Source organism: Rhizobium indicum, from assembly GCF_005862305.2.
GTDB classification, from domain to species: domain Bacteria; phylum Pseudomonadota; class Alphaproteobacteria; order Rhizobiales; family Rhizobiaceae; genus Rhizobium; species Rhizobium indicum.
Genome location: NZ_CP054021.1, coordinates 4,279,361 through 4,296,887 on the forward strand (window position 1 = coordinate 4,279,361; position 17,527 = coordinate 4,296,887).

The 17,527-nt window shown below is 61.7% G+C and carries 15 protein-coding genes and 1 other RNA gene; 13 read left to right on the forward strand and 3 right to left on the reverse strand.

Annotated features, from left to right (window positions below; genetic code table 11):
• Positions 1-147: 147 nt before the first annotated feature.
• Positions 148-1,575, forward strand: coding sequence for a serine hydrolase domain-containing protein (locus FFM53_RS20775; protein WP_138387065.1), 1,428 nt, complete (start codon positions 148-150; stop codon positions 1,573-1,575).
• 44 nt (positions 1,576-1,619) lie between these two features.
• Here FFM53_RS20775 and FFM53_RS20780 read toward each other — a convergent pair whose 3' ends face one another.
• The 3 genes from FFM53_RS20780 to FFM53_RS20790 all read right to left on the reverse strand — a co-directional run bounded on the left by FFM53_RS20780 (position 1,620) and on the right by FFM53_RS20790 (position 4,584).
• Positions 1,620-2,564 (reverse strand): lytic transglycosylase domain-containing protein, encoded by a 945-nt coding sequence (locus tag FFM53_RS20780; RefSeq protein ID WP_138387066.1) that lies wholly within the window; start codon positions 2,562-2,564, stop codon positions 1,620-1,622.
• A gap of 115 nt (positions 2,565-2,679) precedes the next feature.
• Positions 2,680-3,315 (reverse strand): LysE family translocator, encoded by a 636-nt coding sequence (locus tag FFM53_RS20785; RefSeq protein WP_003541440.1) that lies wholly within the window; start codon positions 3,313-3,315, stop codon positions 2,680-2,682.
• 57 nt (positions 3,316-3,372) lie between these two features.
• The gene (locus tag FFM53_RS20790) at positions 3,373-4,584 is read right to left on the reverse strand and encodes a pyrophosphate--fructose-6-phosphate 1-phosphotransferase (protein WP_029873407.1); all 1,212 of its coding nucleotides are present in this window, start codon (positions 4,582-4,584) and stop codon (positions 3,373-3,375) included.
• Between the two features lie 411 nt (positions 4,585-4,995).
• Between FFM53_RS20790 and FFM53_RS20795 the strand changes: the two genes are divergently transcribed.
• From FFM53_RS20795 to FFM53_RS20850, 12 genes are all read left to right on the forward strand, one after another.
• Positions 4,996-5,703 (forward strand): J domain-containing protein, encoded by a 708-nt coding sequence (locus FFM53_RS20795; protein ID WP_025395328.1) that lies wholly within the window; start codon positions 4,996-4,998, stop codon positions 5,701-5,703.
• On the forward strand, positions 5,700-6,461 hold the full coding sequence (locus tag FFM53_RS20800; protein ID WP_138330507.1) for an N-acetylmuramoyl-L-alanine amidase: 762 nt from the start codon (positions 5,700-5,702) through the stop codon (positions 6,459-6,461). The genes FFM53_RS20795 and FFM53_RS20800 overlap by 4 nt, the downstream gene beginning before the upstream one ends.
• Positions 6,462-6,722: 261 nt before the next feature.
• Positions 6,723-7,343 (forward strand): lytic transglycosylase domain-containing protein, encoded by a 621-nt coding sequence (locus FFM53_RS20805; RefSeq protein ID WP_138330508.1) that lies wholly within the window; start codon positions 6,723-6,725, stop codon positions 7,341-7,343.
• An 81-nt stretch (positions 7,344-7,424) separates the two neighbouring features.
• Positions 7,425-8,615: an NAD(P)/FAD-dependent oxidoreductase gene (locus tag FFM53_RS20810; protein WP_138330509.1), complete on the forward strand. Its 1,191-nt coding sequence runs from the start codon at positions 7,425-7,427 to the stop codon at positions 8,613-8,615.
• An 87-nt stretch (positions 8,616-8,702) separates the two neighbouring features.
• Positions 8,703-9,878: an NAD(P)/FAD-dependent oxidoreductase gene (locus tag FFM53_RS20815; protein WP_138330510.1), complete on the forward strand. Its 1,176-nt coding sequence runs from the start codon at positions 8,703-8,705 to the stop codon at positions 9,876-9,878.
• Positions 9,879-10,035: 157 nt separating this feature from the next.
• Positions 10,036-10,433: RNase P RNA component class A (gene rnpB, locus FFM53_RS20820), an RNA gene on the forward strand.
• 413 nt (positions 10,434-10,846) lie between these two features.
• Entirely contained in the window at positions 10,847-11,284 is a 438-nt protein-coding gene (gene mraZ / locus FFM53_RS20825) for a division/cell wall cluster transcriptional repressor MraZ (RefSeq protein ID WP_026188472.1), read from the forward strand.
• 17 nt (positions 11,285-11,301) lie between these two features.
• Positions 11,302-12,327 (forward strand): 16S rRNA (cytosine(1402)-N(4))-methyltransferase RsmH, encoded by a 1,026-nt coding sequence (rsmH, locus tag FFM53_RS20830; protein WP_138387067.1) that lies wholly within the window; start codon positions 11,302-11,304, stop codon positions 12,325-12,327.
• A gap of 1 nt (position 12,328) precedes the next feature.
• The gene (gene ftsL / locus FFM53_RS20835; protein ID WP_138387068.1) at positions 12,329-12,805 is read left to right on the forward strand and encodes a cell division protein FtsL; all 477 of its coding nucleotides are present in this window, start codon (positions 12,329-12,331) and stop codon (positions 12,803-12,805) included.
• Positions 12,805-14,565 (forward strand): peptidoglycan D,D-transpeptidase FtsI family protein, encoded by a 1,761-nt coding sequence (locus FFM53_RS20840; protein ID WP_138330513.1) that lies wholly within the window; start codon positions 12,805-12,807, stop codon positions 14,563-14,565. Before ftsL ends, FFM53_RS20840 begins: the two co-directional genes overlap by 1 nt.
• A 6-nt stretch (positions 14,566-14,571) precedes the next feature.
• Positions 14,572-16,092 carry a UDP-N-acetylmuramoyl-L-alanyl-D-glutamate--2,6-diaminopimelate ligase gene (locus tag FFM53_RS20845; protein ID WP_138387069.1) on the forward strand — a complete coding sequence of 507 codons (1,521 nt, stop codon included), beginning with the start codon at positions 14,572-14,574 and terminating at the stop codon, positions 16,090-16,092.
• The gene (locus tag FFM53_RS20850; RefSeq protein WP_138387070.1) at positions 16,089-17,522 is read left to right on the forward strand and encodes a UDP-N-acetylmuramoylalanyl-D-glutamyl-2,6-diaminopimelate--D-alanyl-D-alanine ligase; all 1,434 of its coding nucleotides are present in this window, start codon (positions 16,089-16,091) and stop codon (positions 17,520-17,522) included. The genes FFM53_RS20845 and FFM53_RS20850 overlap by 4 nt, the downstream gene beginning before the upstream one ends.
• Positions 17,523-17,527 lie beyond the last annotated feature (5 nt).

Here is a 17,527-nt window from a genome sequence, read left to right on the forward strand (position 1 = left end):
GGGGAGCCGTTCCTGGGGCTTCGACCTCCTCGGGAAAGCGACCGGGATGGCTCTCCTGGGAAAGTGATCGGGAGGATCGCCCTTCTTCGCTTCGACCCCTTTCCGGCGCGTGCGATTCCTGCTTTTCTCCCGGCATGGAGGAATACCATGCGATTTGTCCTGCGTATCCTGAAGGCGCTTGCTCTCCTTCTCGTTCTCCTCGTCATCACTGCCGCCGGCTGGCTGTTCATCCGGCCGCCGGAGCTGCTGCGCGTCGGCGACGGCTATGCCGCCAAGATCGTCTGCTCCAATGTCTTCATCGCCGGCCGGGAGGCGGAGGATGTGCTCCATGACGACGTCCAGGCGCCTGGAAATCCGCTGCTGCGGCTGGTGCGCGTCAGCGTCGACCGAGACAACGACCGTGTGACGGCGCGCTTCATGGGGCTGTTTGCGCCGAGTTATGCGCTCTATCGCGGTGCTTTCGGCTGCACGAGCGTGCCGGACGGCAATTTCGAGGCGGCGGCGAATGCAGCGCCTTTCGATCCGCCGGTCAAGATGCAGGCGAACGACTCCTTGTGGCCGGAGGGCGAGGGAACCGGCAATCCAGCGGACGGGAAGATCGCGGCGCTGCTGGCAGATCCCGGTGTTGCCGGCCCGGCCATGCGGGCGATCGTGGTGGTGCGCAATGGCCGCATCGTCACTGAGGCCTATGGACCCGGCTTCTCGGCGAAGACGCCGCTGATCGGCTGGTCGATGACGAAGACGGTAAATGCGACGATCCTCGGCCGGCAGATGCTCGGCGGCAAGATCTCCTTCGACGACGATAACCTGCTGGCGCAGTGGAAGAACGATGCGCGTGCCAAGATCAAGGTTTCCGATCTGCTCGGCATGGAGAGCGGTCTTGCCTTCAACGAGAACTATGGCGACGTCGCCGATGTGACGCGCATGCTCTATCTCGATCCCGACATGGTATCGCTGCCGGCCAATGCGCCGATGGAGGCGGCACCCGGCCAGCGCTTCCGCTATTCGAGCGGCACGGCCGTGCTGCTCTCGCGCATCTGGATGGACAGGGTCGGTAATGCTCAGGCGGCCTTTTCCTATCCGCACGATGCGTTGTTTGCGCCGCTCGGCATGACGAGCGCCGTGTTCGAACTCGATGCGCGCGGCACGTTCGCCGGAAGCTCCTATCTCTATGCGACGGCGCATGACTGGGCGCGCTTCGGGCAGTTCCTGCTGCAGGATGGCGTGTGGAACGGCCAGCGACTGTTGCCGGAGGGTTTCGTCGGCGCCATGCGCACCCCGACGGCGGCTTCGAACGGGCGGTATTCGCAGGGCCAGGCCTGGCTGGCGCCCGGCCGCGGCTCGAGCGCTGGGGCCGGGCTGCCTGAGGATACGTTCTGGCTGACGGGGCACGACGGGCAGAGCGTGGCGATCGTGCCTTCGGCCAATCTGGTGGTCGTCAGGCTTGGCCTGACGCCGAGCTGGCTCGACTACCAGCCGCAGGTGCTTCTCAAGGCGATCCTGGCGGCCCTGCCGACTTCGGGGGCGTCGCAGCGGCAGGCCGGATCGCAACGACAAGCCCAGCCGCAGCCATAGGCCGCCGTTTCAGTCGTCATCCCTACTTCAGCAATTGCCCGGTTTCAGTAGTTACCTTGGGCGATGTCGGTCATGCCCTTGCGCTTGGCGTCGTAATAATAACCGCGCGCGTAAAGGCGAACGGCGTCGTCTTCCTTACTGTCGGAGACGAGCCAGGCACCGCGCAGATATTTCGCGGCATATTTGATGTTGGTCTCGGCATCGAAGAGGCCGCCCGGGGCGCCGCCGTAGCCCATGGACTTGGCGGTGTTGTACTTGATCTGCATGAGGCCGAAATAGCCGCGCTTGTTGTAGGCCTTGGCATTATAGCGGCTCTCGCGATGGACGACGCGATGGAGCAGGGTCTCGGGAATTTCGTAGATTTTCGAATATTTCTGGATGAGCTTGGTGACAAAGCTCTTCTCGACGGTCGGCGCATCGTCTTTGTCGTCGTCGCTGAACATCGGGGGTGCGGTCGGCGGATCGATCGGCCCGGATTCGTCGAAACCGTAGTCCATGCTGGCGCGCGGCGTGGTGTCGACTGCGGCAAGTGCTGCAAGCGCGCTGTTTTGCGGTGTCGCGGCAAAGGCAAGCTGCGTCGTCGGCTGTGCCGCCGTTCCCGGACGCGGCGTCGGCACGACGGACTGGATCGCCGTCATCTCGGGCGTCAGCGGGATCTGCGCATAGGCTGCCGGCTGCATGCCGGCCTGCATGGTAAGATCGCCAGGCTGGGAGGCTGTCACGGCCGGCATCGCCGTTGCGGTCAGAGAGGGGGATGATGCCTGGGGAATGGTGGCGCCTGCAACAGCCTGACCGGCTGCGCCTTCGGCTGTCGGGATCGCGGCGAGTGTTGCATCTTCGCCGGGTTTCGGCATCGGCACGACGGTCTGGGCGGCTGTCAGTTCGGCCTGGGATGTGTATTCGACGCTCGTACATCCCGTCATCACGCCGCAGAGTATCGTCGAGACGACAAGACTGCGTTTCAGGCCGGATAATCCGATCGCTACCATTCCGCCACTTTCGTGAAATCGCGCCGCCCCGGCAGCGTATAAAAGTTACCAAAAGCCTTAAGCCCTGGTGACCCCATTAACCTATTCGTGGCATTCCGGCAACCACGGAATATTACTAGGCTGCAATACGGCGATACCCGGCCGTTACAGCCCCTGCAGCGATCAGCAGAGTGCCTCCGGTTCGGTTTACTGCGCGCTGGATGCTCGCCTTGCGAATCAGTCCGCGCGCGCTATGGGCGAGAAGGGCGTAGGTAGAGGCGTTGAGGATCGCCAGAACGAGGAAGGTCGCTTCCATGATCGCCATCTGCCCGACGAAGGGCAGGGCCGGATTGAGGAACTGCGGCACGAAGGCGACGAAGAAGATGATGCTCTTCGGATTGAGGGCGGTGACGACATAGGCGTGGAGGAAGATCTTGAGCGACTTCTCCTCCGGCAGGTTGTCGTTGTCGGCAACCGGTTCGCCGATGATGGGAGCCCGCCAGAGCTTGATTCCCAACCAGATCAGATAGGCGCCGCCGATCCACTTCAAGACGGTGAAGAGGGTCGCGGAGGCGGCCAGGACGGCGCCGAGACCGAAGAGAGAAGCCGTCATCGCCGTGAAGTCACCAAGCGCCACGCCGCCCACCGTCGCGAACGCCGTCCGGCGCCCATGACCGAGCGCATAGGAAACGACGAGCAGTATCGTCGGCCCCGGTATGGCCAGCATGATGGCGGATGCGGCCGCAAAAGCGAGCCAAGCTTCAAGTGACATGGTGTCTCCTCCTATTCCTCAGGAACAAGCAAAGACATCATATTAACCATCCGTCAATCACGCTTCTTTGTATTTCTGGCCTATATTGTCCATGACTTCGGCAAACCATGCCGTCGAAAGGTCAAAAGCCTTGCCGCCTTTGATGCGCGGGAATTCTATAGTGCGCAATTTACCGTTCTGGCCTTCATCATGGCCGGTGACGCCGGAGACTTTATTGAGCGCGCTTTCGACGGCGAGATCGACCATGCTCTGGATCAGCCTGAGGTCATCGCCGTTGGCGGGCGCCGAGCGGGCAAAATAGCCCGATTTCTGCACCAGGGAACGCTCGGCGTCGAGCAGATTGGCGAACTGCTTCTGGAACCAGGCGCCGACATTGATCGTGTCGATCTTCACATGGCCGAAAGCATCGCGCTTGACGGTCTCGCCGGCGGCTTCGCGCTCGGCGACGATGGCATCGAGGCAGGCGCCTTCCGAGACGAAGACCGTGGCGTGGCCGTTGCGGTCCATGCTTTCCTTCAGGCGGGCGGCCTCGGCGTCGAGGTCGAAGGCCATCTCAGGCAGGTAGACGGCGTCGATACTCTTCAGGTGCGCGTCCATCATCAGGCCGTCGACATACTGGTTGCGGCTGGTGCGCTGCAGATAGGCGCGGGCGGTGGCGGCCGTCAGCCAGCCGCAATGGCGGCCCATGACTTCATGGATGACGAGGGTGCGGGGGGCGGCCGTCTGCTCGTTGCCGACATTGTCGAAGAAATGCGCGCCGACTTCGGCGGCCGTCCAGGCGCCGAGCGACTGGCGGATCGGCACGACGTCATTGTCGACAGTCTTCGGAAGGCCGACGACGGTCAGATCGTAGCCGTTGGCGGCGAGGTAGGCGGCGAGGTCGGCGGCCGTGGTGTTGGTGTCGTCGCCGCCGATCGTGTGGAGAATGGTGATGCCGTCATTGGCGAGGCGTTCGGCGGCGACCCGCAGCGGATTCTCGCCTTCCTTGACCAGACCGCGCTTGACGCAGTCGGCGGCATTGGTGAGCTTGACGCGGCTGTTGCCGATCGGTGAGCCACCATAGCGGTGCAGCAGCGGCGCCTTTTCGCGCATCGCGCGGGTGATCTCGATGCTGTCGCCAAGGAGGACACCCTGATAGCCCGACTTGTAAGCGACGATTTCGAGCTCGGGCGCGACGTCGCTATAGCGTTCGATAAGGCCGCCGACGGCGGACGAAAGACAGGGCGCCAGGCCTCCGGCGGTCAGCATTGCGACTTTCTGTTTGGCCATGATCCCTCCTACGGTGTTTCGGTGCGGCAGCGTTAGCTAGCGCATGGATGCGGCAGGGAAAGGGCCCTGTAAAGTAAAGAATTTACGAAAAATGCGCGTTTCTGCCGTGTTGGATCGCAAAGGCGACGCGAAGTGCTGATATAATCGTTTCAACCCGGTCTACGTGTCGGGAACTGCCCGTGGAAATTTCCGCCGCGCGCTCCGGAATCCACGTGCCCGGGCGATGCCCGCGACTGCCGGCCATGCCCTCACGCGAGATGAAAGCGGGCGTGATGAATCGTTTGTTGCGGTGCGACAATTACCAAATCGTGAAAACTGTGTTCGGCCCTACGACGAATAGTCGCCTTGCAAAGGCTGCGATTCTTTGGTCAAGCTGTTTCTCTATAAGTTGACAAGTGTGTGAGATTTTCGATGTCCTTCTGGGAAAAACTGTTGAATGCCATTGGCAATACCGCAGGCAATGCGCTGTCTGCGGTGGTCGAGGCTATCCGCACGGTTTTTGAAGGCGATCCCGAGACCCGGCGTAAGGTGGCTTTCTCGGTGGCGATCATCGCGCTGTCGGCCAAGATGGCCAAGGCCGACGGCATCGTCAGCGAGAAGGAGGTCGAAGCCTTTCGCGAAATCTTCGAGTTTCCGCAGGATCAGGCGAAAAATGTCGCCAGGCTTTACAATCTCGCGCGTCAGGACGTCGCCGGCTACGAAGCCTATGCCGAACGGCTCTCCACGCTCTGCGTTACCTGTGCAGCCAATTGCCCGGTGCTGGAAGACGTGCTCGACGGGCTCTTCCACATCGCCAAGGCCGACGGGCTGATCCACGAGAAGGAACTGAATTTCCTGGGCCATATCGGCGAGATCTTCCAGATGAGCGAGACCCGCTTCGAGCAGATCGCCGCCCGTCACGTCTCGACCGGCGGTGATCCCTACAAGGTGCTCGGCGTCTCGCCTTCGGATGATTTCCCGACCATCCGCCGCCGCTACCACGGCCTCGTCAGCGAACATCATCCCGACCGGCTGATCTCGCGCGGCGTGCCGAAGGAATTCCATGTGATCGCCAATGAGCGCATGGCGGCGCTGAACGCGGCCTATGAGGCGATCGAGAAGGAACGCCGCGCCGCATGACCTCTTTCGAGGCCGACTGCAGAAGCGCCCACGTGCAGCCTTCGCCGAACCACGGCGAACGGGCGGACGGGCGCCGTCCGGATATGATCCTCCTGCACTATACCGGCATGCCGACGGCAGATGGTGCGCTCGACTGGCTCTGTCGCGCCGAAAGCCAGGTTTCCAGCCATTATTTCGTGCATGAGAATGGCGAGGTCGTGCAGCTCGTGCCGGAAATGCGGCGTGCCTGGCATGCGGGAAAAAGCAGCTGGCACGGCGAGACCGATATCAATTCGCTGTCGATCGGCATCGAGATCGCCAATGCCGGCCATCCGGGCGGGCTTCCTGATTATCCGAAAGAGCAGATCGCCGCGGTGATCGAATTGTGTCGCGACTGTGTCAAACGTTGGTCGATCACGCCTGAACGGGTCCTCGGGCATTCCGATGTTGCTCCGATCCGCAAGGTCGATCCGGGCGAGAAATTCCCCTGGGCCGCGCTCTACCAAGCGGGCATTGGGCACTGGGTCGAGCCGGCAACGATCACCGGCGGGCGCTTCTTCCAGCGCGGCGATACCGGCCAACCTGTGGAAGCGCTGCAGTCGATGCTGTCGCTTTATGGTTACGGCACTGAAATCACAGGCGAATTCTCGGAAAAAATGGCCGGTGACGTCGAAGCTTTCCAGCGGCATTTTCGGCCCGAACGGATAGATGGCATCGCCGATTTCTCGACGATCGACACATTGCACCGGCTGCTGTCGGCTTTGCCGCGTTATTCCTGATTCCTCGACAATTACTGAAACGCCGAATTTCGCACTGCAGCGCGAAATTCGGCCTGCCACATCATTTCCCTATTATCTCCTCATTGCGATGGTCTAAGAACGTCGCCAACCGGGGCTCGGGGTTGTTTTCGAGTTAAACCACTGGCGTTATGTGAAACGATAAGAATTACCGCGAATCCTGATCTGCCATTGATCTGGTATTCATTATGACAGCGAGGCGCGCCGTCCGGTAATTCTTTGGGTCGGAGTGATCAAGACTACATGAGAAAACTGATTGTTGTTGCTGCAACATGCGTTGGCATGGTGCTGGCCGGAAATAGCTTTGCCTTTGCGAATGATTGGGGTGTGCGAGCTGATGCGCCGGTGAAGAAGGTCGAGCGTCCTTCAAAGAAGACAGAGCGCCCGTTGAAGAAAGCGGAGCGTTCGGTCAAGCCGGCGAAGCGTCCGCTCAAGACGGCGGAGCGCCCGCTGAAGACGGTCGAGCGCCAGAGCGGTTATCCCGTCGCCAATGTTTCCGGCAATTCCTATTCCGCACTGATCAGCAAATATGCGAGCCAATATGATGTACCGGTTGCGCTTGCGACCGCGGTCATCCGCATCGAAAGCAATTTCAATCCGAATGCGCGCGGCAGCCACGGTGAAATCGGCCTGATGCAGATTAAGCCTGCAACTGCCCGCATGATGGGCTATTCCGGCAGCGCCAAGGGCCTGTTCGATCCGGAAACCAACATCAAGTACGGCATGAAATATCTGGCTGCCGCCCATGATCTCGGTGGTGGCCAGACCTGCAACACCATCCTCAAATATAATGCCGGTCATGGCGCCACGCGCATGAACCCGGTGTCCAAGTCCTATTGCGGCAAGGTTCTGGCAATGCTCTGAGCCTGAAGCGCTTATCCCTGACAAGAGCTGGATGATTCAAGATGATTGCCATGGTATCGCTGGAATTTAGCGAGGTGGGATATGGCAGTCGATTTCAGGTTCATCATCATCGGACGCGGCATGATGGGTGCCGCCGCCGCACGGCATCTCTCCTCGATGGCCGACGGCATCGCACTCATCGGCCCGCGCGAGCCAGAGGAGCGCAAGGCCCATCACGGTGTCTTCGCCAGCCATTACGACGAAGCGCGCATCACCCGCACCTTCGATGGCAATCTTGCCTGGGGGACCTTCGCCGCCCGCGCGCTTGACCGCTACGGCGAGATCGAGGCAAAGAGCGGCATCTCCTTCTATTCGGAGGTCGGCTGCCTCTTTGCCGGTCCTGAGAAGGACGAGCAGGACTATATCGAAAGGGCGCTGACGGTCAGCCGGACGCTCGGCAGCGATATCGAGACCATCGCACCGTCGGAACTTAGCCAACGTTTTCCCTATCTTGCCGTCGCCGCCGATTTCACAGGATATTTCGAGCGCAAGCGCGCCGGCTACATCAACCCGCGGGCGCTAGTGCGCGCGCAGGCAAAGCTTGCCGAACAGGGCGGCGTATCGCTGATCGAGGCGACCGCAACATCGGTGCGCGATGCGGGTTCCCATGTCCAGGTGATGGCCGGCGGCAGAAGCTACAGCGCCGAGCGCGTGCTGGTCGCCGCTGGCGGTTTCAGTAATTTCCATGCCTTGCTGCCGCGTCCCGTCGATACCAGGGTCATGGCGCGAACGGTCGCCTTCTATGAGATCGGCGAACGCGAGATGGCGATCTTCGGCGATATGCCGTCGACGATCGTGCTCGGTGACCGGGAAGAGGATCACATCTATATCCTGCCGCCGGTGCGTTATCCCGACGGCAAGACTTATCTGAAACTCGGTGGCGACACCGAGGCGCTTTCCTTCGGCAGGCTGGAGGATGCGGGGGCGTGGTTCCGTTCCGACGGCAGTGCCGCCGAGCGCAATCATCTCTCGCGCGTCGCCCTGCAGCTGATGCCGGGGCTTGCCGGCTGCCCGGTCACCTCGGCGCCCTGCGTAGCGAATTTCACGCCGACCGGTTATCCCTATGCCGGATTTACGCAGTCGCCGCGCATCGCGGTGCTGACCGGCGGCAATTTCGTTGCGGCCAAATCTTCCGACGAACTCGGCCGCTTAGGAGCCGTGCTTCTGGCGGAAGGGCAGCTGGGCGAAGCGGATTTCGGCGGCGCACTGACGCCGGTTTTCGCTGCAGCATGATTCCTTAAATCGAATGCAGCAATTCAAAGTGTTACAGCGTCCTCTGCGCGTCTGAAAAGGCGCGCGGCGCTGTTGAGAGGAGACAGCATGGCAGTCGATTTCAAATATATCGTCGTCGGCCGCGGGTTGATGGGGGCAGCAGCGGCGCGGCATCTGGCGCGCCAAGCGGACGGTGTCGCGGTGATTGGCCCGGACGAGCCTGATGACCGCAAGGCGCATCAGGGCGTCTTCGCCAGCCATTACGACGAGGGGCGCATCACTCGCACCATCGATCCCGACCGCAATTGGGCACTGCTCGCCAACCGCTCGATCGACCGCTATGGCGAGATCGCCCGCGACAGCGGCATCGATTTCTATCGCGAGGTCGGCTGCGTTGTCGTCGCGCCGACGGGGGGCGATTATCTCGAGAAGACCCGACAGGCCGCCGTTTCGCTCGGCGTCGAAACCAGCCTGCTCGATGAGGCGGGGCTGAAGGCCGCCTTTCCCTTCTTCGCCTTTCCCGATGGGGGCGCGGGCGTCTTCGAGGCGAGGGGGGCCGGCCACATCAGTCCGCGCAAGCTTGTGAAAGCCCAATCGCTGCTGGCGGAAAAGGCAGGCGCCGCGGTCATCCGCGATCACGCTGTCTCGATCCGCAGCGAAGGTGGATCGGCTGTTGTCGAGACGGCCGGTGGCCTGACCCATCGTGCTGAAAAGGTGCTGCTGGCAGCGGGCGGATTTTCCATTGCGGAGAATCTGTTGCCGCAGCCTGTTGCCATGACGGTTTATGCCCGGACCGTGACGCTTTTCGAGGTAAGCGAGGCCGACGCGGCGCGCCTGGCCGCGATGCCGTCGCTCATTCTCCGGGCGCCCGGCATCGATATCTACCTGCTTCCGCCGATCCGGTATCCCGACGGCAAATTCTACCTGAAGATCGGCGGCGATCCTGACGATCTGGCGCTCAGCGACGACACGGAAATGCGCGCCTGGTTCAAGACCGAGGGGCGCGATAAGGTGCGCGCGCATCTCAAGCGCATCGTTGAAGGTCTCGTGCCCGATATGGTGCCGCTTTCGATTTCGGCGGCCGCCTGCGTCGTGTCGCATACGGAAAGCGGCTACCCGATGATCGGCTATAGCTCATCGCCGGAGATCGCGGTGCTGACGGGCTGCGCCGGCACGTCGGCCAAGAGCTCGGACGAAATCGGTCGGCTTGGGGCCGAGCTGCTTTTGTCAGGCGGAATCGGCGAACAGGGCTACTCGACGGATTTCACACCGCAATTTCGCTAGAGCATTTCCGTTTTTCTCCGAATCACGGAGGTGCTCCCTGTTTTTGTTCTTGCGCAATTCCGGACGCAAAACCGCTGCGCAGTTTTGCTGGAATTGCTCTGAGCGATATCATTTATTTCGATAGCAATTGCGATCTCTCTCGTTTATGGGAGCCCTGCCAGTTGGCTGGGCAGCCGCGCTTTACCAATGCCGAAAGGCGGTAGGGTGAGGAAAGTCCGGGCTCCACGGAAACACGGTGCCGGATAACGTCCGGCGAGGGCGACCTCAGGGAAAGTGCCACAGAAAGCAAACCGCCTGTCATGACAGGTAAGGGTGAAAGGGTGGGGTAAGAGCCCACCGCATCTCCGGCAACGGAAATGGCACGGTAAACCCCACCGGGAGCAAGACCGAATAGGGATGACGCGGTAGGCCGAAAGGCTTTCCGGCTGGTTTCCAGGCCAGTCATCCGGGTGGGTTGCGTGAGGCAGCGTGCGAACGCTGTCCCAGAGGAATGGCTGCCACGTTCCGGTTCACGCCGGAGCCATACAGAACCCGGCTTACAGGCCAACTGGCGATTATTATCTTGACGGCGCGGCAGCCGGATTTTCAGCGTAAGTCGCTGAAACCGGCTGTTTTTCAAGCAGATGTTTATGCATCCATTGGATGGATTTTTCATGCAGGAATACCAATGCGTGTCATATGTAAGATGACGCCGCTAACCCTTTGTTAAACTTAACGGCTTATAAATTTTTGATCATGCGTCTATTGCAAAATAAGCGTATCCCATTGACGCCCATATGGTCCCATGCTATCCCAAATGCGCACTGCACCAGGGCAATCACCTGCCCATTCATCGCAAAGCAAAGGCGCCTTCCTCTCCGGAAGCGTCGGAGGGGTTTTTGCTCATCCGGCTTGCGAAGCTGTGCCTGATATCGGGAGTTTCGGTCGTCTTTTGGTCCGGATCCCTGCGGGAACGGATGTTTCGTGTCATGAACCGCTTCCTTTCGAACGCGACCAACAGGATCGACGCCAAGGGCAGGGTTTCCGTGCCTTCGGCTTTCCGTTCCGTGCTGGCGCAGCGCAACGTCCAGGAGCTCTACTGCTTCCAGGACTTTGTGTTTCCGGCGATCAGCATCGGCGGTCCGGATCTTCTCGAAAGATTCGAACGGCAGATTGCTGCGGAGGATCCGTTTTCGCCGGATGCGAACGAGATGTCGCTTCTTATTCATGGAGGCGGGGTCTTCATGAAGCTCGACGCCGAGGGGCGGCTGATGGTCACGGATTTCATTCGTGGCTTTACCGGCATCTCGGACGAAGTGACCTTCGTCGGTCGGGCGGATCATTTTCAGCTCTGGCAGCCGCAGGCTTTTGTGGCCGCACAGGCGCAGGCACGAGGGGAGCGCAAGCTGGCGGGCAAGCGTTCCTGAAAGAACGAGGGAACGGAATGGTGGCGAATCCTGGCGGAGGTTCAACTGATGCTGGTGGCGGACCGGTTCGTCACATTCCTGTTCTTCTGGGTGAAGTGCTTGCGGCATTGGCGCCCGCGCCCGGCAAACTCATCCTCGACGGTACATTCGGTGCTGGCGGTTACAGCTTGGCCATCCTTGCGGCCGGCGCCGAGGTAATTGCGCTCGACCGCGATCCGACGGCGATTGCGGCTGGCCAAGCGATGGTCGCCGCCCATGGCGGTCGTCTCAGGCTCGTTCATTCGCAATTCTCGCATCTTGCCGATCATGCGCCGCAAGGCGGGCTCGACGGCGTCGTGCTCGATATCGGCGTCTCCTCCATGCAGATCGACGAGGCCGAACGTGGCTTCTCCTTCCAGAAGAACGGGCCGCTCGACATGCGCATGTCGGCCGAAGGCGTTTCGGCCGCCGATGTCGTCAACCGCGCCAAGGTCGCGGATCTCATCCGCATCTTCCATTTTCTCGGCGAGGAAAGCCAGGCGCCGCGCATCGCCCATGCGATCGAGAAGCGCCGCGCCGAAAAGCCATTAGAAACGACACGCGATCTCGCCGGTCTCATCGAGCTCGTCACGCCGCGCAAGATGAAGGACAAGATCCATCCGGCAACGCGCGTCTTCCAGGCATTGCGCATCTTCGTCAACGACGAGCTCGGCGAACTGGCGCAGGCGCTGTTTGCGGCGGAAGCGGTGCTGAAACCCGGCGGTCGGCTTGTCGTCGTCACCTTTCATTCGCTCGAAGACCGCATCGTCAAGAAATTCTTCTCCGACCGCGCCGGCAAGGCGTCGGGTTCGCGGCATCTGCCGGTCGCGCATGAGCGGGCGGCAACCTTTGCAGCGATCGGCAAGCCGATGGTTTCGGCAAGCGAGGCGGAGGCGGAGATCAATCCGCGCGCCCGCTCCGCCAAGCTGCGCGCCGGTCTGAGGACGGACGCCGCCGCCGAAGCCGCGGATATGTCGCTCTTCGGGTTTCCCAATCTTGCCAGTCTCGGAAAGCTTGGAGGTTGATATGCTGAAAACGTTCGATCTCGTGCTCATCGGCGTCATGACGGCCACCGCCGCCGTGACCTACACGATCAAGCACCGCGCCGAATTGAAGCTCGAGGAGGTTCATCGCCTCGAAGCCGAGATCAAGCTCGAGAAGGACACGATCGACCTTCTCAAGGCCGACTGGGCGCTGCAATCGCAGCCGAACCGGCTGGAGCGGCTAGTCAAGGCCTATAATGAAGAGTTGAAGCTGCAGCCGACGGAATCGACGGCGCTCGTGCATGCCAAGGAATTGCCGATGCTGAAATCCGAGGTTCCCGTGCCTGACGTGACGGAGGCAAAGGCCAGCGCCAAAGGCGCGACCGTGGCCAGCGCCAAAGGCGCACCAGACACCAAGGGCGTGCAAGCCACCGCCAAGGCGCAGCCCATTCCGGTGCCCGCGCCACGCGGCGAGGCAGAGGATGCAGACCAGATCGAAACCGGATCGGTGGAGGAATAATGTCGTTTCTTTCCCGCATCATGGTTTTGAAGAGCCAGGCGCATTTCTCCGCCGGCGTCTATAACCGGTTCGGCGGTCCTTCCCCCGCCGGCCTGGCGATCGAGGGATCGCGCAAGAAGAAATCAGGGCAGGCAAAAAGCCGCGTCGGCCTGCTGATCCTTGGCTTCATGGGTGTCTACGCCGTCATCGGCGGCCGTCTCGTCGAATATGCGATGAAGGATCAGGAGGTCGTCTCCAGCATCCTGCCGCCCGACCGGCTGATGGCCTCGCGCCCCGACATTCTCGACCGCAACGGCGAGGTGCTGGCCACCGACATCCGCACCGTCTCGCTGTTTGCCGAACCGAACAAGATCGTCGATGCCGACGAGGCGGTCGAGAAGCTTGCAACGGTGCTGCCCGAACTCGACGTCAGGGACACTTATAAGAAGCTCTCGGTCAAGACCTCGCATTTCGCCTGGCTGCGCCGGCAACTGACGCCGAAGCAGCAGAGCCAGATCCTGGCGCTCGGTATTCCCGGCATCGGCTTCCGGCCGGAGAAGCGCCGCTTCTATCCTGGTGGGGCGACCGCCGCGCACATCCTCGGTTACGTCAACATCGACAACCGCGGTGTCGCCGGCATGGAGAAATTTATCGACGACCAGGGGCTTGCCGATCTCGCCTCCGTCGGCATGACCAGCGACCAGCCGCTCGAGCCGGTGCGGCTATCGATCGACCTGCGCGTGCAGAACATCGTCCGGGACGCGGTCGTCAACGCCGTCAACAACTTCCAGGCCAAGGGCGCCGGTGCTGCGGTCATCGACGTGCATACGGGGGAAGTGCTGGCCATGGCATCGGCGCCGGATTTCGATCCGAACGATCCGCAGGAAGGCGCCAAGGAGGGTTGGCTCAACCGGATGACCAACGGCACCTTCGAAATGGGCTCGACGTTCAAGACCTTTTCGCTGGCCATGGCGCTCGATAGCGGTAAGGTGAAGATGACCGACAGTTTCGATGCCAGCAAATCGATCTATATCGGCGGCTTCACCATCCACGATTTTCACGGGCAGCGCCGCTGGCTGACCGTTCCCGAGATTTTCCAGTATTCTTCGAATATCGGTACGGCGCGTGTCATCGACATCGTCGGCATCGACGCGCAGAAGGACTATCTCACCAAGTTCGGCCTGCTGACGAAGATGCAGACCGAACTGCCCGAAGTGAAGATGCCGAGCCAGCCGCGCGTTTGGAAGAAGATCAATTCGATCACGATTTCCTTCGGCCATGGTGTCTCGACGACGGCGCTGCAGACAGGGGTGGCGGCTGCCGCTCTCGTCAACGGCGGCAAACTGATCGAGCCGACATTCCTACCGCGCACACGCGAACAGGCCGATGAGATTGCCACGCAGGTCATCAAGAAGACAACCAGCGACGAGATCCGCTATCTCCTCGACTTCAACGGCTACAAGGGGTCCGGACGTGTTGCCCGCGTGCCGGGCTTTTCCGTCGGCAGCAAGACGGGCACGGCCGACAAGGTGGTGAACGGGCGTTATTCGGCAACCCTGAATTTCAATTCCTTTATCGCCGCATTCCCCATGAACGATCCCAGATATGCCGTGATCACTTTCTGCGACGAGCCGAAGACCGGCGAGAAAGCCTATGGCGGAACGATATCCGCCGGTACCGCCGGCCCGATCGCCCGCGAGATCATCAGGCGTGCGGCCCCTATTCTCGGCATCGAGCCGAAATTCGGGGAGGGCGGATCGGCCTTGCTGGTGTCTTATTGAGTGTGAATGAATATCGACGCCGATTCGCGAGGGGTGAATCGGCTTCAAGAGAGAAAAGTGCATTCGATGAAATTGCGAGACTTGGCCGGAGATCAGTTTCCGGAACTTGAAGCACAGCTCGAAGGCCCGGCAGGCCTGCTTGATATTTCGGGCCTGTCTTCGGATAGCCGAAAGGTGGCGCCGGGCAATGTCTTCGTCGCGGTCGCCGGCACCAAGGCGGACGGCGCGGGCTTCATCGTGGATGCCGCCGGCCGCGGCGCTGCCGTCGCGATCGCCTCCCAAGCCGTCGATGCTTCGATCCCCGTGCTTGCGGTCAAGGAGCCGCGCCGTTTCCTTTCCATCGCCGCCGCGCGTTTCCACGGCAGGCAGCCCGACACTATGGTCGCCGTCACCGGCACCGCGGGCAAAACCTCCGTCGCTTCTTTCACCCGGCAGATCTGGGCGCATGCCGGCCACGCGGCCGCGATGATCGGCACGACGGGCGTCGTCTCGCCGACGCGCAACGAGTATGGCTCGCTGACGACGCCCGATCCGGTGTCGCTGCATGCGCTGCTGGCGGAACTTGCCGGAGAAGGCGTGACACATGCCGCGATGGAGGCCTCCAGCCACGGTCTCGACCAGTGCCGGCTTGATGGCGTCAGGCTTGCCGCCGCCGCCTTCACCAATCTCGGCCGCGACCACATGGATTATCATCCGACCGTCGAGGCCTACATGGCCGCCAAGATGCGGCTTTTCGATACGCTGTTGCCGAAGGGATCGCCGGCGGTGATCTTTGCTGACGATCCGTGGTCGGCGCAGGCGATCAAGGCCGCGACAGATGCCGGTCACGACATCCGCACCGTCGGGCGTAAGGGCGATTACCTATCGTTGAAGCGCGTCGAGCATTTCCGCCACAAGCAGATGGCCGAGATCCATATCGGCGGCGAGATCTTCGAGGTGGACATTCCGCTGGCCGGCGATTTTCAGGTGGCCAACGCGCTGGTTGCAGCAGGGCTTGCCATGTCGACCGGCGTTGAGGCGAAGGTTGCGATGGCCGCGCTCGAGAAGCTCGTCGGCGCGTCCGGCCGTCTCGAACTCGTCGGCCATACGAAAGACGGGGCGCTCGCCTATGTCGATTACGCCCACAAGCCGGATGCGCTGGAAAACGTGCTGGGCTCGGTCAGACCCTTCACCACCGGCCGCGTCATCGTCGTTTTCGGCTGCGGCGGCGACCGTGACCGTGGCAAACGGCCGATCATGGGCGAAATCGCCTGCCGTCTTGCCGACGTCGTTATCGTCACCGACGATAATCCGCGTTCGGAGGAGCCGGCCTCCATCCGGGCGGAGATCATGGCGGCCGCGCCTTGCGCCTCGGAAGTCGCCGATCGCGCCATGGCGATCCGCGAGGCGGTCGGCATGCTGAGATCCGGCGATACGCTGATCGTCGCCGGCAAGGGGCATGAGGAAGGGCAGACGATCGGCGGCGTCACCCTGCCGTTCTCCGATCATGCGGAGGTGCGCAAGGCCTTGGAGGAGTTGAAATCTTGAGCTGGCTCTGGACGATGGAAGACATGATCGCAGCGATGGCGGGGCGCCCCTTCGGCACGCTGCCCGAGGGCATCACCGGCATTTCCATCGACAGCCGCTCGATTACTCCAGGCGAAGCTTTCTTCGCGATCAAGGGCGACCGCGTCGACGGTCACGACTACGCCTCGATGGCGATGGCGAACGGCGCTTCCCTTCTCGTCGTCAGCGAGGCGAGGCTTCCCGCCATGGGCCGCCTGACGGTGCCGATGATCGTCGTGGAAGACGTGCTCGCGGCACTTGGCCGGCTCGGCCTTGCCTCGCGCGAGCGCTCAAAGGCCCGGATCATCGCCGTGACGGGATCTGTGGGAAAGACGACCACCAAGGAGATGCTGCGGCATGTGCTGTCGCCCTCCGGCAAGGTGCACGCCTCCGTCGCCTCCTTCAACAATCATTGGGGCGTGCCGCTGACGCTGGCGCGCATGCCCGAGGATACGGATTATGGCGTCTTCGAAGTCGGGATGAACCACCCCGGCGAGATCCGGCCGCTGGTGGCGATGATCCGTCCCGATGTCGCCATCATCACCACGATCGCGCCGGCGCATCTCGGCAATTTCAAGAACATCAAGGAAATCGCCGCCGCCAAGGCCGAGATCTTCGAGGGGCTCGAACCCGGCGGCCATGTCGTGCTCAACCGCGACAACGACCAGTTCAATTTCCTCGACCGCACGGCGCAGTCGCTCGGCATCGAGCATATCCATTCTTTCGGCCAGCATGCCAAGGCCGAATTCCGGCTCGCAGAATTCAATGGTTCCGACGAGAATTCGACCCTGTGGCTGACGATCGGCGGCGAGACGCTGGAAGTCGCGCTCGGCGCACCGGGCCGCCATATCGCCGAGAATGCGCTCGCAGCGCTCGGCGTCGTTAGGATCGTCGGCGCCGATATGCAGAAGGCGATCGAAGCGCTTGCGACGCTGAGGCCGGAAAAGGGCAGGGGAAAGCGCCACCGGCTTGTGATCGGCGGCGGCAGCTTCACGCTGATCGACGAGAGCTACAATGCCAATCCGGCCTCGATGCGCGCGGCGATCGCGCTGCTCGCAGCCTCCGAACCGACCGGCCGCGGACGCCGTATCGCCGTGCTCGGCGACATGCTTGAGATGGGCGAGTATGCGCAGAAGGTCCATACCGACCTTGCCGTGCCGCTGCTTGCTGCCGGCATCGAGCATGTGTGGCTGGCCGGAGCCGAGATGGCTGCGCTCAAGGAATCGTTGCCGGAAAGCGTCCATGTCGAATATCGCGAGAACACTAGCGAATTGACGGATTATGTATTGAACTCGGTCGTGCCAGGCGACGTGTTGATGGTGAAATCGTCTCTGGGCATCGCTTTCGGCAAGATCGTCGCCGCGCTCCTTGACAAGTTCCCGCCATTTGCCGACACGCAACGCGAATTTTGATCGGG

What these genes read in the sequence shown, in the direction of transcription:
- FFM53_RS20800 (WP_138330507.1), top strand. Translation starts at nt 5,700, where the DNA reads ATGACCTCTTTCGAGGCCGACTGCAGAAGCGCCCACGTGCAGCCTTCG.
- ftsL (WP_138387068.1), top strand. Translation starts at nt 12,329, where the DNA reads ATGCTGAAAACGTTCGATCTCGTGCTCATCGGCGTCATGACGGCCACC.
- rsmH (WP_138387067.1), top strand. Translation starts at nt 11,302, where the DNA reads ATGGTGGCGAATCCTGGCGGAGGTTCAACTGATGCTGGTGGCGGACCG.
- FFM53_RS20790 (WP_029873407.1), bottom strand. Translation starts at nt 4,584, where the DNA reads ATGGCCAAACAGAAAGTCGCAATGCTGACCGCCGGAGGCCTGGCGCCC.
- FFM53_RS20805 (WP_138330508.1), top strand. Translation starts at nt 6,723, where the DNA reads ATGAGAAAACTGATTGTTGTTGCTGCAACATGCGTTGGCATGGTGCTG.
- FFM53_RS20795 (WP_025395328.1), top strand. Translation starts at nt 4,996, where the DNA reads ATGTCCTTCTGGGAAAAACTGTTGAATGCCATTGGCAATACCGCAGGC.
- FFM53_RS20810 (WP_138330509.1), top strand. Translation starts at nt 7,425, where the DNA reads ATGGCAGTCGATTTCAGGTTCATCATCATCGGACGCGGCATGATGGGT.
- FFM53_RS20785 (WP_003541440.1), bottom strand. Translation starts at nt 3,315, where the DNA reads ATGTCACTTGAAGCTTGGCTCGCTTTTGCGGCCGCATCCGCCATCATG.
- FFM53_RS20815 (WP_138330510.1), top strand. Translation starts at nt 8,703, where the DNA reads ATGGCAGTCGATTTCAAATATATCGTCGTCGGCCGCGGGTTGATGGGG.
- FFM53_RS20775 (WP_138387065.1), top strand. Translation starts at nt 148, where the DNA reads ATGCGATTTGTCCTGCGTATCCTGAAGGCGCTTGCTCTCCTTCTCGTT.
- FFM53_RS20845 (WP_138387069.1), top strand. Translation starts at nt 14,572, where the DNA reads ATGAATATCGACGCCGATTCGCGAGGGGTGAATCGGCTTCAAGAGAGA.
- mraZ (WP_026188472.1), top strand. Translation starts at nt 10,847, where the DNA reads ATGAACCGCTTCCTTTCGAACGCGACCAACAGGATCGACGCCAAGGGC.
- FFM53_RS20780 (WP_138387066.1), bottom strand. Translation starts at nt 2,564, where the DNA reads ATGGTAGCGATCGGATTATCCGGCCTGAAACGCAGTCTTGTCGTCTCG.
- FFM53_RS20840 (WP_138330513.1), top strand. Translation starts at nt 12,805, where the DNA reads ATGTCGTTTCTTTCCCGCATCATGGTTTTGAAGAGCCAGGCGCATTTC.